Origin of the sequence: Acinetobacter sp. SA01, assembly GCF_011319235.1 — a bacterium.
Lineage (GTDB): Bacteria > Pseudomonadota > Gammaproteobacteria > Pseudomonadales > Moraxellaceae > Acinetobacter.
On the sequence record NZ_WXXM01000001.1, the window covers coordinates 380,094 to 396,251 of the forward strand.

The 16,158-nt window shown below is 41.5% G+C and carries 13 protein-coding genes and 1 tRNA gene; 7 read left to right on the forward strand and 7 right to left on the reverse strand.

Going from position 1 to position 16,158, the window contains the following annotated elements:
- Positions 1 to 9: 9 nt before the first annotated feature.
- Positions 10 to 99 (reverse strand) — tRNA-Ser (locus GTU69_RS01925).
- A gap of 90 nt (positions 100 to 189) precedes the next feature.
- The gene (greB, locus tag GTU69_RS01930) at positions 190 to 684 is read right to left on the reverse strand and encodes a transcription elongation factor GreB (RefSeq protein ID WP_166167429.1); all 495 of its coding nucleotides are present in this window, start codon (positions 682 to 684) and stop codon (positions 190 to 192) included.
- 363 nt (positions 685 to 1,047) lie between these two features.
- On the opposite strand from greB, the gene GTU69_RS01935 reads away from it, so the two are divergent.
- Positions 1,048 to 2,157 carry a transglycosylase SLT domain-containing protein gene (locus GTU69_RS01935; protein WP_166167433.1) on the forward strand — a complete coding sequence of 370 codons (1,110 nt, stop codon included), beginning with the start codon at positions 1,048 to 1,050 and terminating at the stop codon, positions 2,155 to 2,157.
- Between the two features lie 96 nt (positions 2,158 to 2,253).
- On the opposite strand, the gene GTU69_RS01940 is transcribed toward GTU69_RS01935, so the two are convergent.
- Both GTU69_RS01940 and ttcA read right to left on the reverse strand, forming a co-directional pair.
- Complete coding sequence (locus GTU69_RS01940) at positions 2,254 to 2,637, reverse strand: SCP2 sterol-binding domain-containing protein (protein WP_086196256.1); 384 nt, start codon at positions 2,635 to 2,637, stop codon at positions 2,254 to 2,256.
- 225 nt (positions 2,638 to 2,862) lie between these two features.
- The gene (gene ttcA / locus GTU69_RS01945) at positions 2,863 to 3,783 is read right to left on the reverse strand and encodes a tRNA 2-thiocytidine(32) synthetase TtcA (protein ID WP_086196257.1); all 921 of its coding nucleotides are present in this window, start codon (positions 3,781 to 3,783) and stop codon (positions 2,863 to 2,865) included.
- Between the two features lie 499 nt (positions 3,784 to 4,282).
- Here ttcA and GTU69_RS01950 point away from each other — a divergent pair, with 499 nt between their 5' ends.
- Positions 4,283 to 5,149: a lytic transglycosylase domain-containing protein gene (locus GTU69_RS01950; protein ID WP_166167436.1), complete on the forward strand. Its 867-nt coding sequence runs from the start codon at positions 4,283 to 4,285 to the stop codon at positions 5,147 to 5,149.
- A gap of 135 nt (positions 5,150 to 5,284) precedes the next feature.
- Positions 5,285 to 6,190, forward strand: coding sequence for a protease HtpX (gene htpX, locus GTU69_RS01955; protein WP_166167439.1), 906 nt, complete (start codon positions 5,285 to 5,287; stop codon positions 6,188 to 6,190).
- Positions 6,191 to 6,358: 168 nt separating this feature from the next.
- Here the strand turns inward: htpX and GTU69_RS01960 are convergent, their stop codons facing one another.
- Both GTU69_RS01960 and GTU69_RS01965 read right to left on the reverse strand, forming a co-directional pair.
- Positions 6,359 to 6,946, reverse strand: coding sequence for a DUF4112 domain-containing protein (locus GTU69_RS01960; protein ID WP_166167442.1), 588 nt, complete (start codon positions 6,944 to 6,946; stop codon positions 6,359 to 6,361).
- Between the two features lie 236 nt (positions 6,947 to 7,182).
- Positions 7,183 to 10,278 (reverse strand): multidrug efflux RND transporter permease subunit, encoded by a 3,096-nt coding sequence (locus tag GTU69_RS01965; protein ID WP_166167445.1) that lies wholly within the window; start codon positions 10,276 to 10,278, stop codon positions 7,183 to 7,185.
- Between the two features lie 317 nt (positions 10,279 to 10,595).
- On the opposite strand from GTU69_RS01965, the gene GTU69_RS01970 reads away from it, so the two are divergent.
- Complete coding sequence (locus GTU69_RS01970) at positions 10,596 to 10,970, forward strand: diacylglycerol kinase (protein WP_166167846.1); 375 nt, start codon at positions 10,596 to 10,598, stop codon at positions 10,968 to 10,970.
- Positions 10,971 to 11,106: 136 nt separating this feature from the next.
- On the opposite strand, the gene GTU69_RS01975 is transcribed toward GTU69_RS01970, so the two are convergent.
- Positions 11,107 to 12,711 carry an isocitrate lyase gene (locus GTU69_RS01975; RefSeq protein ID WP_086196262.1) on the reverse strand — a complete coding sequence of 535 codons (1,605 nt, stop codon included), beginning with the start codon at positions 12,709 to 12,711 and terminating at the stop codon, positions 11,107 to 11,109.
- A 654-nt stretch (positions 12,712 to 13,365) separates the two neighbouring features.
- On the opposite strand from GTU69_RS01975, the gene GTU69_RS01980 reads away from it, so the two are divergent.
- The 3 genes from GTU69_RS01980 (at position 13,366) to GTU69_RS01990 (ending at position 16,131) form a co-directional block, all read left to right on the forward strand.
- Positions 13,366 to 14,355: a LysR family transcriptional regulator gene (locus GTU69_RS01980; RefSeq protein ID WP_086196263.1), complete on the forward strand. Its 990-nt coding sequence runs from the start codon at positions 13,366 to 13,368 to the stop codon at positions 14,353 to 14,355.
- A 127-nt stretch (positions 14,356 to 14,482) separates the two neighbouring features.
- Positions 14,483 to 15,808 carry a hemolysin family protein gene (locus GTU69_RS01985; RefSeq protein ID WP_086196264.1) on the forward strand — a complete coding sequence of 442 codons (1,326 nt, stop codon included), beginning with the start codon at positions 14,483 to 14,485 and terminating at the stop codon, positions 15,806 to 15,808.
- A gap of 44 nt (positions 15,809 to 15,852) precedes the next feature.
- Entirely contained in the window at positions 15,853 to 16,131 is a 279-nt protein-coding gene (locus tag GTU69_RS01990; RefSeq protein ID WP_086196265.1) for a hypothetical protein, read from the forward strand.
- The last annotated feature ends 27 nt before the right edge of the window (positions 16,132 to 16,158 follow it).

Below are 16,158 nucleotides of genomic sequence, written 5' to 3' on the forward strand. Positions count from 1 at the left end.
TTAGACATTTGGCGGAAGCGGTGAGATTCGAACTCACGGAGGACTCACACCCTCGTCGGTTTTCAAGACCGGTGCATTAAACCGCTCTGCCACGCTTCCAATGGCGGCTATAATATAAATAAAATTCCATCTTGGCAAATACTTTTCTATATTTTTCTTACCAACCGCTTAAAATAAAAACAAAATTTGTTAATCTGCTGAATTTTCAGGCTTTTCATAACGAATTTCATTCACATACCAGAGTTTTTCACCCGATGGCGTCAGCACCTTTACTTCATCATCTACCTGCTTGCCCAGTAAAGCCCGTGCCATAGGTGAATCAATGGAAATATGCTGTGGATGATGATCATAAATTTCATCTACCCCGACAATACGCAAGGTTTTTTGCTCACCGTCCTCGTTTTCAATATCCACCCAGGCACCAAAATATACTTTGCCCTCTTGCTCAGGTGAAAAATCAATAATTTTGAGCTCTTCTAAACGCTTACCCAAGTAACGGACACGACGGTCAATCTTGCGTAAAATTTGCTTGTTGTATTGGTAATCCGCGTTTTCCGATCGATCCCCTAGACTCGCTGCCCAGTTCACTTTCCGGGTAATTTCTGGTCGCTCTTCGTGCCACAAATATTGTAATTCTGCGACTAATTTGTCATGTCCAGCACGTGTAATTAAGTTAGATTTCATGATGATTTTTGAAGTTTTGCTTACAATTTCTTTACAAGAATGAGCTATTCTATCCCGTATTTACACACAACTAAAGTTTATAAAATTAATTCTTCAATAAAATTAATTTGTTATGCTACATTTTTCTAAAAATTTTCGTACAAAATTTGACAAGTATATTTTTCAGCCTTATTATGCGCCCATGTTTTTAGTTTGCTTACTTTTTAATCTATGTAGAAATTCTACATGATTCTCCTTTTAATCCTATGTCATTTTGAATGACGTCATGACTGCCCAACCCTTATTGAATTTATCAAACTTGTAAAAGTCTGAGGCCTGTTTGCCTCTGCTTTTAGGGCATAAATTACTTGTAGCGGAGACAACATGCACAGTAGTTCAACTTCTGGGGCGAGGCTTTGCCTTAAACCTTTAACTTCTTCTCTCTCGTTAAAAATTCTTGCATTTAGCACCGTGTTATTTCCATTCCATAGTATCAATGCAAGTAAGTCATTCCAGTACGATGCTGTGGTCAGCGGTAAACAGCTCACCGTGGTTTCAGTTGAAAACCCAACCACAGTATTTAAAGATGGCTCGCACCAGCATGGTTTTGGTTATGACCTGGCACGTAACTATGCCAACAGCTTGAATGTCAAGTTGGTGTTTAAAACCGTACCTGATAATGCCACAGCACTGAAATGGGTTTCACAAGGTAAAGCCAACTTTGCCATGACCACTGCAAATATCAGTGAAATTGAACAAAAGCGTTTAACCTCTTTTTCAGCAACCTGTGGTGATATAAGCAGCCTGCAACAGAATGGTCTAAATACCAGCCTGAACTGGGTCTTTAAACATGCAAATGATCCACTTGCCCAAACTGCAAGTGGCTTTGTCTGTCAGGGCAAACAGTCTGGTGCAATTCGCCAATTGGCATCGTTCTATAATCAGAATGTGGTACAAGAACATTCATGGGATAGTATCCAACGTGACTTAAATCAGCGTATGCCGATTTATAAAGCCAGCTTTAAAAATACCGCAGCAAAATATGATTTAGATTGGCATTTGCTGGCAGCAATTGGTTATCAGGAATCGTATTTAAAACCGAATTCCGTTTCGCCTACTGGTGTTCGCGGATTGATGATGCTGACCAATAGCACTGCAAAAGCCATGGGGGTCAGTAACCGAACCGATCCGGTACAAAGTATTGAAGGCGGTGCGAAATATTACGACCAGATGTTAAGTCGATTTTCAGATGTCCCTTTGCCTGACCGTAACTGGTATGCGCTGGTTGCCTATAATATGGGACCGGGGGCAGTCGAACAGATTCAAAACCGCATTCAGGCTCAAGATAAAAATCCGAACAACTGGGTTAACTTGTATAGTTATTTAGAGCGTAACAAGGCCAGCAATGGTCGTTACCGTCAAGCGGTACAATATGTAACCCGTATTCGTGCCTATCTAGAACATATTAAAACTTCAGAGTTAGTAAATATTTAATATCTTTTAATATCTTCCAGATAAAAAAAGCTTACCCTAGGGTAAGCTTTTTTGTGCTTAAAATAACTTAAGCGATAGTTCTGAAGCAAAAAGCCCTTAAACTGTTTGCTCAAGCACTTTTTTGAATAAATCTTTTTGCTCTTGGCTTGGCTTGGCTGTTTGTAAAGCCATCAATTGTGACATATCGCCTTGAACCTTGATTTTACCAGTCATGAAGGCTTGCATTGCAGCAGCCATATCAAATTCAAGGAACACTTTACGCAGAGTTTCCCCATCCATGTTCAACGTGGTTTTCGCATTTGAAGATAGACCTTTTTTGATTGCACCACCATCAAGCGACAATTCTGTATTGCCTTGAGCATCAGACACCACCAGGTTGATGGCTAAATTTGCCAGTGCAGGTGGCAAGTTTAAATCACCAGCTTGCGCAGTTAATGTTTCTACAGTTGAAAACCAATCATCAGTTAAAAAGGCAGGCATGATCTTTCCTCAATTTATTTGTGCATTTGTGTCGCCTATCCAGACAACATCTTTGTGAAGCTATTTTGCTTGAAGCTTGTTATAGCATGTAAAATTGTTTTCTGCTTAACGTTTTTTGTACGATGCGTTCAATTTTTAAGTTTTTAATACATTTATTAAATAAATCAGATATATAAAGTTATATAAATTAGACACCAATGCTAAAATTGGTGTCTAAAAATGCGCTTAGTCCGCAACAAAACCTAAATTAACCATATTGATCCGTTTGCTTTGCCCTTCTTCTTCAGTTGAACAGCTGCCAGTGAAATCAATTTCACGTTGTGCATCCAAAGCTTCAAAGTCAAACAGTTCACGGTCGGCCAGTTGTGAAGGCGATACATTTTGCATGGCACCAAAAATACTGTGTAAACGTTTTGGATACTGCTTATCCCATTCACGCAGCATGTCGTTAATCATGGCGCGCTGTAAATTTTCCTGTGAACCGCACAAGTTACATGGAATAATCGGGAACTGGCGCATTTCTGCATATTTGATGATGTCTTTTTCTTCCACATAAGCCAGTGGACGAATCAGGATATTTTTCTTGTCAGATGACAACAGTTTCGGAGGCATAGCTTTTAAGCTCCCACCATGAAACAGGTTCAGGAAGAACGTAGCCATAATATCATCACGGTGATGACCTAAAGCCACTTTGGTCGCGCCAATTTCTTGCGCAAAGCCATACAATGAACCACGACGTAGACGTGAACACACTGCACAGTAGGTTTTACCTTCAGGCGTCAGTTTTTTAGTAATACTATAAGTGTCTTTTTCCAGAATATAATAAGGAATTTTATTTTCCTCTAAATAACGGGGCAAGACATCTTCAGGGAAACCCGGCTGCTTTTGATCCAGGTTGACTGCAACCACATCAAAGTTGATCGGTGCAATGCGTTTAAATTGCAACAAAATATCCAGCAAGGTATAACTGTCTTTACCCCCAGAAATACAGACCATTACCTTGTCGCCATCTTCGATCATTTTAAAATCACGAATGGCATGACCGACTTGACGGCGAAGCTTTTTCAACAAACGGTAATATGCCGAACTAGTGGGCAGTTCTGGTTTGAAATTAAATCCTTGTTCGGACTCAACTGGCGAGTACATAGACGAGATTTACCCATAAATAAAAATACCGCGCAATTTTATCCGATTCAGTCTGAACACGCACCAAAAGAATGTAATTTCTGCAAATTGTTTATTACTACCCTTTTCATCTAAAACTCTCACGTTTATTTTGACCTGACGAGTTCATTTTTTAGCCACAATGCTTGCCATTTGTACTTTTCCACAGTTGTCCACAAAACCTGTGGATAACTTTGTGGATTTTAAAACACTTGACAAGGTGTCAGACCTGTTATTTAAGGCTTCTATTTAAATTGATTATTTTTTGATCAATTTAAATATTATTTAAAATCAATTGTTTATATGTGTCAAGTTATCCTGATTAAAAAAAAATTAATATTTTTTTTGATTACTATCTCAACAAACGGTACTTGATTTTTACAAACTATTGGTAAAATTAATGGAGTAATACTTTCCATCTTGTTTTTTTTTGTTAAACTCCACTTGTACTGTTTGGAACAAATGTTTTCTATTTATAAAAATGAAAAATAACTTTGTAAAAATTGGACTTTATTGTTTGGGGTGTGTAGCAGTTCAATCTGTTGCAACGACCAGTCATGCCGGCCAGACCATTTATCAATTAAAAGATTCGAATGGTACGACCTTGCTCACCAACAAGAAAAATCGTTACAACCATCTCAAAGTCGAGAAAAAAACGTATTATCCAGACAGCAATATCCATAGTTATAGTAACTGGGGTTCATCCGAAGCTTCGGTACTGCCGAGTTATAGCCGCAATAAAAATGCTTTCGATTCCATTATTAAACAGGCCGCGTCTCAGCATGGCATATCTGAAGGTCTGATTAAAGCAGTCATGCATACTGAATCAGGCTTTAATGTCAATGCGCGCTCACCTGTCGGTGCCAAGGGCCTGATGCAGCTTATGCCTGCGACGGCAAGACGTTTTAATGTTTCAAATGCCTTTGATCCCTATCAAAATATTATGGGTGGAGCAAAATATTTATCCTGGTTAATGAAACGCTTTAACGGCAATACCTCACTGGTTCTGGCCAGTTACAATGCGGGTGAAGGCAATGTCGCCAAATACGGCGGCATTCCCCCTTTCAGAGAAACCCAGGACTATGTCAGACGTGTGAGCAGCCGTTTTAGCAACTTATATGCCAATGGCTTGGGTCATAGTTCGAACTCAACAAAATCTGCTTCCGATAGCGGCAAAATTGTTGCCCAGTCCGACAATAATAAATCCGCTTCATCACATGCAGCCCGTCGTTATAGTTCACAGCGTCAAATTATCATGGCATCCGATGGCAGTTTCACCGATGCCCCCGGCTCCTATGCCACGGCACATGCGACAGCTTCCGCAAGAATTTCAATTGTTGACAATTAAATTGTTTTACAAACTGCGCCATTATCGAGTTTTATTAATTTTTTCTTGAATTTTTAAGACTTACACCTCATATTTAGAAAGATGATTTTTGATTTATAAATCAGATTATTTTTTTATTATAAGAGGATTTTCTCAATGATGCGGATTGGTTTGTTCTTGCTAACCAACCTCGCGGTACTGGTAGTAGCTGGCATTATCTTGTCACTCTTCGGTGTCGGTAGTTACCATGGCGCGGGTGGCTTAAATCTAGGCAACCTGATGGTCATCTGTTTTGTCTTTGGTATGGTTGGCTCTCTCATTTCGTTGTTTATGTCGAAATGGATGGCAAAAAAATCTACCGGGACAGAGTTGATCGACCCCAATGCTCCGCGTAACCAGGCTGAAGCATGGTTATTACAAGAAATTGCGCAATTATCGCAACGTGCCGGCATTAACATGCCAGAAGTGGGTATTTTCCCATCTTATCAGTCCAATGCTTTCGCTACAGGCTGGAATAAAAACGATGCATTGGTTGCCGTTTCAACAGGCTTGCTCGAACGCATGAATAAAGATGAACTTCGTGCGGTGCTTGCGCACGAAATTGGTCACGTTGCCAATGGTGATATGGTCACGCTTGCCTTGATTCAAGGTGTAGTCAACGCCTTTGTCATGTTCTTTGCACGTGTGGTCGGTGACTTTATTGACCGTAATGTATTTGGTCGCGAAGATGGTGAAGCACCGGGACTGGCTTACTTCGCTATTACCATGGTACTGGATATCGTGTTTGGTATTCTGGCCTCAGCCATCGTCATGTGGTTCTCTCGTCACCGTGAATACCGTGCCGATGAAGCCGGTGCACGTTTAGCCGGTAAACAGGCGATGATTTCTGCCTTACTGCGCTTACAGGCGGAATCAGAACTGCCGGATCAAATGCCAAAAGAAATGAAAGCTTTCTCTATTGCTGAAGGTAAAGAACAAGGTTTCAGCCTGGCTGCTTTGTTCCAGACCCACCCTAGTATTGAACAACGTGTGGCTGCATTACAACAGTTGAATTGCCCATAATCTGTTTAGACTGAATCTGTTTAGATAGACGGGATATAAAAAGCCTCCACGATGGAGGCTTTTTTGTGGCTAAATCCGCTAATAGACGGTCATTGAAATCAATTATGCACACCACTCATACACACGATATCGAGAGCAAAATCATCGATTGATTGATCTTGCATGACCTTAAATATTCAGTGATTGCCACCATTGCCATAACCAGCCAAGTCCCAGCCACATGGCCATAATTAATAAAATGATAAAAACAACGCCCAGTAAATCAGGAAGATGCAGCCAGATCCAGGCCACGACAGGGTTACGCCAAAATGCAGAAGACTGCTGCTTCTGTTCCAGACGTTCATGCAAAAAGGGATGGGTGACATGTGACTCACTACGAATCTGATATTCCTCACGAATATGATCATGCACAATGGCTAAAGCTTTGCGACTAGGACGAATAAAAACGTCAAAAATCGTTCCCGCTACAGGGATAAAACCAACCACAGCATCCATCATGGCCAATCTCAGCACTGGAGTCAGTTTACTTTGCGGTACGCCAATTTGCTTGGCCTTATAGATGGCATAACAGGTCAATGCAAAACCGGCAACATCGCCAGCCACAGGAATGGTACTTAAGGCAGCATCTGCCCCGACACCTTGTTTGGTGAATGGAATCCGTACAACCGAATCCATCATATTCGCGAACTTGGCTAAATCGCGTTCCAAACGTACGACTTCCTGTTGGCTCAATTTTTTTTGTTGTTGCTCTGGCATTGCCACATTCCCAAAAAATAATGATCTAAATAATCGAGATTGCATCATGTCTTTTCTACATGCTGTGTATAGATATGATTAATGTAGTGAAAGCCGGCTGAAATCAAGCTACCTCAGCCTAATTTGACTGAGACATTTACAAAGATATCTTAACTATTGAACAGTCTTATATAACAAGAAAATCCTTCAATATTCTCTTTTCGCTAAAGGAATATTGAAGGATAGAACTAATCAGATTATGTTTTCGGTTTGGTTTTCAACAGCGTACGAATCAGCACATACATAAAGGGAATAAAAATCAGCACCAAAACGGTGGCAAAAATCACCCCACCTAACACGCTGACCCCGATTTCCTGACGGCTGGCAGCACCCGCACCAAAGGCAAATACCAGCGGAATTACCCCTGCACCAAAGGCCAACGACGTCATGAGAATCGGGCGTAAACGCAGACTAGCACCTTCCAGCGCAGCTTCAACAACACTGCTGCCTTGCTGCTCGGCAAGTGCGGCAAATTCGACAATTAAAATGGCATTTTTACAGGACAGGCCAATGGTGGTGAGTAAGGCAATCTGGAAATAAATGTCATTTGGAAAACCGGCAAAATAACTGAACAGGATATTGCCGCCAATCCCCAAAGGAATGGCAGTTAATACTGCCGTAGGGATAGACCAGCTTTCGTACAGTGCAGCCAGACACAGAAAAATAAAGCCAATCGACAATATATACAGCAATATAGCCTGATTACTCGAGCGTTTTTCTTCATAGGACAAACCGCTCCATGCCACATCGATACCCGGGTGCTGGGCCACCAGTTGTTCAACATCCCCCATTGCCACACCCGAGCTAACATCCTTTGTGGTATCTGCTTCCATTTGCAGGGCGGTATAGCCCATATAACGGTTCACTACATCTGGCCCGCCACTCCAGCTGACCGTAGCAAAATTGCTAAAGGACACCATCTGGTTCAAGTCATTGCGCACATACCAATATTGCAGGTCTTCAGGCTTAGAACGGAATTCGGCATCGCCCTGCATCATCACCCGTTTAATCCGGCCGCGATCAATAAAATCATTGATATAGCTGCCGCCCCATGCACTCGATAAGGTACTGTTAATGGCGGTTTGTGACAGTCCATTGGCCATCGCCAGTTTCTGGTCAATATTGACCTTCAAACCGGCTTTATCAGGATTTGAACGCTTATCCAGATTTTCAAAACTGCTGTATTGTTTTGCCTGCTGCTGCAATTGCTTAAACTGGCTATCCAGATAGGCACGACCTTGACCATTGATATCACGAATCCAGAAATCCAGCCCGTCAGTCTGGCCTAAACCACTGACCGAAGCCGGCATCGTCACATTAATCTGTGCATTCGGATTGTTTTTAAAATGCTTTAAGGCGCGTTCCCGAATCGCTTGGGCTGAATTTTCTTTGCCTGAACGTTCATCCCAGGGTTTTAAGGCAATAAAACCCTGACCCAGATTTTGTCCCGTTCCCGCCATATTACGACCATAACGTACCATCACCAGATTTACGTTGTCTTTTTCATTTTGCAGAAAATATTGTCTAATCTGCTCACCAATTTCGGAACTTTTCGACATCGGTGCACCATCTGCCAGCTTAAACTGCACATTGAGAATGCCCTGATCTTCACTAGGAATAAAACTGGTCGGCAAGGCCCGATAAAACAAGGCAAAAACACTGATCAGTGCAGCAAACAGCAGCAAACAAATGGCTTTATATCGCAGGGTTAAGGTAGATAATTGAAGATAGCGCCGTTTTAAGCCATCCAGCTTTTGGTTAAACCAGAGCGCCCACTGGGCAGGCTGTGGATTGGGCTTTAAAATCAGGGCACATAAAGCTGGAGTTAAAATGAGCGCAACAGCCAGAGATAAAGCCATAGCGACAACTAAAGTAATGGAAAACTGGCGGTAAATCACCCCGGTTGAACCACTAAAAAAGGCCATCGGAATAAACACTGCTGTCAGTACCAGCGTGATCCCAACCAATGCCCCACTAATTTCCTGCATGGATTCAAGCGATGCCTGCTGAGCCGTCAGGTTTTTCTCATGCATCAGGCGCTCAATATTTTCCACCACCACAATGGCATCATCGACCAGCAGCCCAATCGCCAAAACCAAGGCAAACAGGGTTAATGTATTGATACTCAAGCCAAGCACATACAATATCGCCATCGTGCCCAGCAGGACCACCGGTACGGTAATTGCTGGAATCAGCGTCGCGCGCCAGTTTTGCAGGAACAGGAACATCACCACAATCACCAGCAACACGGCCTCCACTAGGGTTTTCACCACTTCCTTAATGGATTCTTTGACAAATGGCGTATTATCACGCGGATAAACCAGCTTATAGCCTTCAGGAAGCTGCTTCGAAATCTGATCCACTTCAGCCTGAATCAGTGCTGAAGTCGCCAGGGCATTGGCACCTGAAGCCAGCGAAATGCCCATCCCGGCAGAAGGAAAGCCGTTGATGGTATTCATGGATTGATAATTTTCTGCCCCCAGTTCAATTCGGGCGACATCTTTTAAATAGATAAAACTGCCATCACGCGCAGATTTGACAATGATATTTTCAAATTCCGGCACCGTTTTTAAACGTGAACCAGAAGTGACTTTGGCATTTAAATACTGGTCTGCTACTGTCGGTAAATCACCCACCGCCCCTGCTGCAACCTGGGTATTTTGCGCTTCAATAGCGGCGCGGATATCACTCGGCATTAAATTGTATTGTTTTAATTTTAAGGGGTTTAGCCAGATGCGCATGGCATATTGCGAACCAAAGACATCAACCTCCCCCACACCATCTATACGTGCCAGATCTTCTTCCAGGTGGGTCTGCATGTAGTCGGATAAGGCAATGCTGTCACTTTTTCCCGAAGCATCATATAGGCCAATGACCATGTGCGTGTCACCCAGTGACTTGAATACATTCACTCCCTGACGTTGCACTTCATCCGGTAAACGGTTCAGCACTCCATTAATTGCATTTTGTACCTGAACTTGTGCAGTATCGGGATCAGTCCCATTTTCAAAACTGATGTTAATGCGACTGCGCCCGGATGAATCACTGCTGGAACTAAAATACAGCAGATGATCAATGCCTTTAATTTGCTGTTCCAGCACCTGAGTGACACTTTCTTCCACCGTTTCTGCTGAAGCACCATTGTAGCTGGCACTGACACTAATCCGTGGCGGGGCGATGTCAGGAAAGCGCTCTACCGGTAAATTCAGCGTTGCAAAAAACCCAAAAGCCATCAGGATAATGGCTAAAACACCTGCAAAAATCGGTCGATGAATAAAAAATCTAGACAGCATATATCCTGGTCACTTAAGTGCTAAGGGATAAAAAATTCAACTCGATCATTGAATAACTAAAATGATTGATCTGATCTTGATCATCAATGACAAAACTATAAAAGCCAATCATATTTAACAGAAAAATAAGACATTGCCTTAAATAAGGAGAAAATGTGAAGGAATTTTCTTTATTAAATTACCACGGCTTTTTTTAAAGCAAGCTTAGGACATATTTTTTACTATTGCATTTCAATATTTTAATTAAGTTAACGTAATTAATTTTTGCTTAAGCAAAATCGAATAGGATGGTGCAAATTATTGAATATTTAAGTGCAATGAACTCTTATTCCCCTTTTAAAGGCAAAACCGGTGTTAAGCGTGTATTGAATGCAACCCAGTATTCTCTTGCTGGTTTTAAGTCTGCATTTATCCATGAAGCCGCTTTTCGTCAAATCGTCCTGATCAATGTCGTACTCATTCCAGGCAGTTTTTTTCTTGATGTGACCGCGGTTGAACAGGCGCTCATGGTTGCTGTCTGCTTACTGGCTTTGATTGTGGAATTATTGAATTCAGCGATTGAAGCCGTGGTCGATCGTATTTCTTTGGACAAACATCCCCTTTCAAAAAATGCCAAAGACATGGGCAGTGCTGCACAGTTTGTAGCCCTTGGCATCATCTTCTTTGTCTGGCTGATTATTTTAATCAAGTAATCATTTTACGGCTTTCATCTTTATCAATTTTCAAAAAGCACCTTTTATCAGGTGCTTTTTTTATATCTCATTCTAAACTTTCTTTAAGACATAAAAAAACCCGGCTTGTGCCGGGTTTTTTGAATCAGTTCAGTGCTTAGTGAGCAGAGAATTGGTTCATAGTGTTTTTAGAGTCATCACCAGCTTTAAGTGCATTGTCACCAGCGAAGATTTCTTTGTGGTCGTCACCGATGTCAGAACCCGCCATTGCTTGGTGTTTCACACAAGCGATGGTACCGCGGATTTCTTTACGTTGTACGCCAGCAACATAAGCCAACATACCTTCAGAACCGAAGTAACCTTGAGCAAGCTCGTGAGTAGAAAGAGCAGCTGTGTGGTAAGTCGGAAGTGTGATCAAGTGGTGGAACACACCTGCTTCACGAGAAGCATCTGCCTGGAATGTACGAACTTTTTCGTCAGCTTCAGCAGCTAATTCAGTCGCATCGTACTCAGCGCTCATTAATTTAGCACGGTCGTAAGCAGAAACATCTTTACCTTCAGCAACCCAACGGTCGTAAGCTTGTTGACGGAAGTTTAAAGTCCAGTTGAACGATGGTGAGTTGTTATAAACAAGTTTCGCATTTGGAACAACTTCTTTAACACGGTTCACCATGTGAGCGATTTCGTCAACGTTTGGAGTTGCAGTTTCGATCCAAAGCAGGTCAGCACCATTTTGTAGGCTAGTTACACAGTCAAGTACAACGCGGTCGATTTGAGTGCCTTCGCGGAACTGGTACAAACCAGATGCTAAACGTTTAGGACGGTGAAGTTTACCATCACGTTTGATCAGGATTTCGTCTTCTTGCGCTTCTGAAATGTCAATTTCAGTTGTGTCTAAGTAGCTGATGTATTGAGAAGCGATGTCGCCTGGCTCTTTAACCACTGGGATTTTTTGAGTCAAGTCAGCGCCTTCAGAGTCAGTACGTGCAACGATGATACCGTCGTCAAGACCCATTTCTAAGAATGCATAGCGAAGTGCGTGGATTTTCGCGATGAAGTCTTCGTGTGGAACTGTTACTTTACCAGCTTGGTGACCACATTGTTTAGCATCAGAAACCTGGTTTTCGATTTGTAGTGCACAAGCACCCGCTTCGATCATTTTCTTAGCAAGTAAGTAAGTCGCTTCTTCGTTACCGAAACCAGCATCGATGTCCGCAATAATTGGCACAACGTGAGTTTGGAAACCGTCGATTTGAGCAGTGATTTCAGCAGCTTTAGCAGTGTCACCAGCGTCTTGAGCTTTTTTAAGTGCACGGAACAAATCGTTTAATTCTTTTGCGTCAGCTTGACGTAAGAATGTATAGATTTCTTCGATCAATGCAGGAACAGAAGTTTTTTCGTGCATAGATTGGTCAGGAAGTGGACCGAATTCTGAACGAAGAGCTGCAACCATCCAGCCAGAAAGGTAGATATAACGGCGTTCAGTCGTACCGAAGTATTTTTTGTTCGCAATCATTTTTTGTTGTGCGATGAAACCGTGCCAGCAACCTAATGATTGAGTATATTTGCTAGAGTCAGCATCATAAGCAGCCATATCACGACGCATAATCGCAGCTGTATATTTAGCAATGTCTAAACCAGTTTTGAAACGGTTTTGCATTTGCATACGTGCAGCGTCTTCAGCACTGATGTCTGCCCAAGTATTGCCGAATTTCGCTTTTAATTCGCGGATTGCATCAATCGCTGTTTGGTATGTAGTCATGATATTTTCCTGTAATAATATTAGGATTTCATCAAGCGAAGGCTAAAATCACACTCATATTATTTGTTCAGATTTAGAGCGCTTCGTTAAGATGAACACAGATTAGATTGAGTTAAAAAATTAATCCAATATTCTCGATTAATTCCCAGTATTTATTTAAAAAATATGTAGATCAAAGTCTTATTATATTTATGTTTCAAAATTTTAAATTATTGTTTTAATTAACTTTATTTTAATTACTCAAAATCATTTTTTGCTTACAAAGTGTTCGCAATGCCTATTTTTTCTTCATTAGACTTAAGTCGTGCTTTGAAAGGAAAAAGCTTGACCAGCTACTTTTTTAGTCATTTATGTAAATTTTTAACCAAAATCATCAAAATATGACTGTATTTTATTTATTCTATTTTCTCTTTATAGCTCACTCAATAAAGGCCTTTATCCGCTATTAAAATCCCCGAATTTTTCTCTCTGATTCATTTAACTTTACTTCAATAAGTGTGACGTTTACCCTCGTTAATTCATTCATTAATTCATTTTATCTATATAAAATTCCACGATTATCCCGTCTCTTTTTTCATCAATATTCCTACACAAGCCTTGTCGCTTATGGCATAATCGAAATAATTTCATGAGCTTATTTTCGGTATTTCTTGTATGAATCTGGAGCGGGTCGATCTCAATCTATTAATATATCTTGATGTACTGCTTCGCGAAAAAAATGTCACGCGTGCTGCAGAACAATTGGGTGTAACCCAACCTGCCATGAGTAACATTTTGCGTCGTTTACGCAATTTATTTAATGATCCGCTGTTAATTCGTTCTTCTGAAGGAATGACCCCCACAGAACGTGCTTTGGAATTACAGCCGCGTATCCGTGATGCCTTGTCCGATCTTTCAATGATTCTGGAACCTCGTACCGAGTTCCGTCCTTATACATCGAATCGTGTTTTCCGCATTATGACCTCGGACTATGCTGAAGCGACTTTAGTACCACGTTTGGTTAAAGCCTTACGCTCCGAAGCACCCAATGTGGTACTGGACTTTTTAACCCCCAGTGACGTGTCTTACCGTGACATGGAACAAGGCAAAGTCGATCTGGCGATTAACCGTTTCAATGAAATTCCGCAAAGTTTCCACCAGGTCCTGGTCTGGCGAGACAGTTTTTCCTGTTTGCTCAATAGTAAGCATCCTGCCGCGGGAAATTTAAACCTTAAAAGTTATTTAGATGCACAGCATATCTGGGTCTCTAAAACAGGTATGGGTGTTGGCTTTGGCGTGAACCCTGAAAAACAGGCGGGTCTAGGCTGGATTGATCAGGCTCTGGAACGTATTGGTCAAAAGCGTAAAATTTCGGTCTTTACCCGTCACTATCAAATGCCCGGATTATTGGCTGCCAATGTTGACCTCGTTGCGACTTTGCCAACACGCATTGCACGTTTACAGGCTAAAAACCAGAACCTGCTGATGAAAGACCCCCCCTTCTATATTCCCGAGTTTGAATTGAAGATGGCATGGTGTCCGTTATTGCATCATCATCCTGCACATCGCTGGTTGCGTCAGCTCATTCTGTATGTGGCGCGTCAGATGATTGAAGAAGAAAATCGTGAATTTTTAATGAATAATTCTCAATTTTCTCATTATTAAAAACGATTTTTCTTAAATTCTTATTTTTTAAGCTTATACTGTATTTAGTCAGGTAGTCATTTCATTACTACCTGACGTTCTTTTGTGTTAAAAATATTCATAATAATGATGATCCACAGGTGGATTTGTGAGCCTCTTTCAAAATATTGTCATCATCATCATCCTCATTGCGGGTGCGGGATTCTTATCGCTAACCGAAATTGCCCTTGCGGGTGCACGTAAAGTTAAATTAAAAATACTGGCCGAATCCGGTGATGAACGTGCTCAACAAGTACTAGATTTGCAGGAAAATTCAGCAGACTTTTTTGCAGCATCACAAATTGGTTTAAATGCTGTGGCCATTCTTGGCGGTATTTTAGGTGAAGGGGCTTTCCGTCCTTATTTTCTCGAGCTGGTTTCACGTTTCTATACGGGTGCGTGGGCTGAAACGATCGGTTTTGCCTTGTCTTTTACTTTAGTCACGTCATTATTCATTCTGTTTGCAGACTTGATGCCAAAACGTCTGGCCATGATTGCACCGGAAAAAATTGCTGTGTCTGTGATCAACCCGATTCAAATTTTTATTAGCGTATGTCGTCCACTGGCCTGGTTCATCAATGCCATTGCCAATCTGTTATTTCGCCTGTTCAAGGTCAATACCACCCGTGAAGACAACATCACCTTTGATGATATTTCTGCTGTCATGGATGCAGGTGCGCAGGCAGGTGTATTACAGAAACAGGAACATCACTTTATTGAAAACGTGTTTGAGCTTGAAGAACGTAATGTTCCTTCGAGTATGACAACTCGTGAAAATGTCATCTATTTCACTTTGAAAGAATCTGAAGCCAGTATCCGGCAAAAACTGGCTGAATATCCTTATTCCAAGTTTCTGGTGTGTAGTGAAAATATTGATGATGTGATTGGTTATGTTGATGCTAAAGATATTCTGGTGCGTATTCTGAATAACCAGTCTTTACTGCAACTCAATGAAAGTACCATTCGTAATGTATTGACCATTCCAGATACTTTGACTTTATCTGAATTACTGGACCGTTTCCGTTCAACCAAAGAAAAGTTTGCGGTGGTAATTAACGAATATGCCTTGGTGGTTGGCGTGATTACCTTGTCTGATATTATGATTACTGTCATGGGTGACTGGGTCACGCCAATTGAAGCGGATCAGCAAATTATCAAGCGCGATAACAATTCCTGGCTGATTGATGGCAGCACGCCAATTGAGGACCTGAAACATGCCCTTGAAATTGATGAAATGCCGGATGAAGAAAATTATGAAACGCTTGCCGGTTTCATGATGTACCGTCTACGCAAAATTCCACGCCCTGCCGATACCGTAATCTATGGTAACTATAAATTTGAAGTAGTGGATGTTGACCATTTTAAAATTGACCAGCTCCTGGTCACACGACTTCTAAAGGAAGCAGAAAATAATCATCCTGAAGAATCAGAATAATCTGGTTCTTCTTTTTTAAACTTATAATAATAAAAGGTACGCTGATGAATTTATCTGCTTTGCTGGCCTGTCTCAGTTTTTATTCGGGAATTTATCTGCTCTATTTCTTTTTTGCTCGGCAACAAAATTCAGTTTTGTTACTGATAGGAATGGGTTTACTGCTACTAAGTGTTATTTTAATTCCCTATCCGCATGAACGCAGACGGCGCGGCTTTGACTCTACCTTGACTTGGGGTCAGTATTTTTACTGGCCACTCCTGAGCTGGTGGAGAGTGTTTATTCTTCCGATCAGCTGGCTGCTCTCTCTTATTTACCGGGATTAAAAAAGCACCTCATGGATGCTTTTTTAA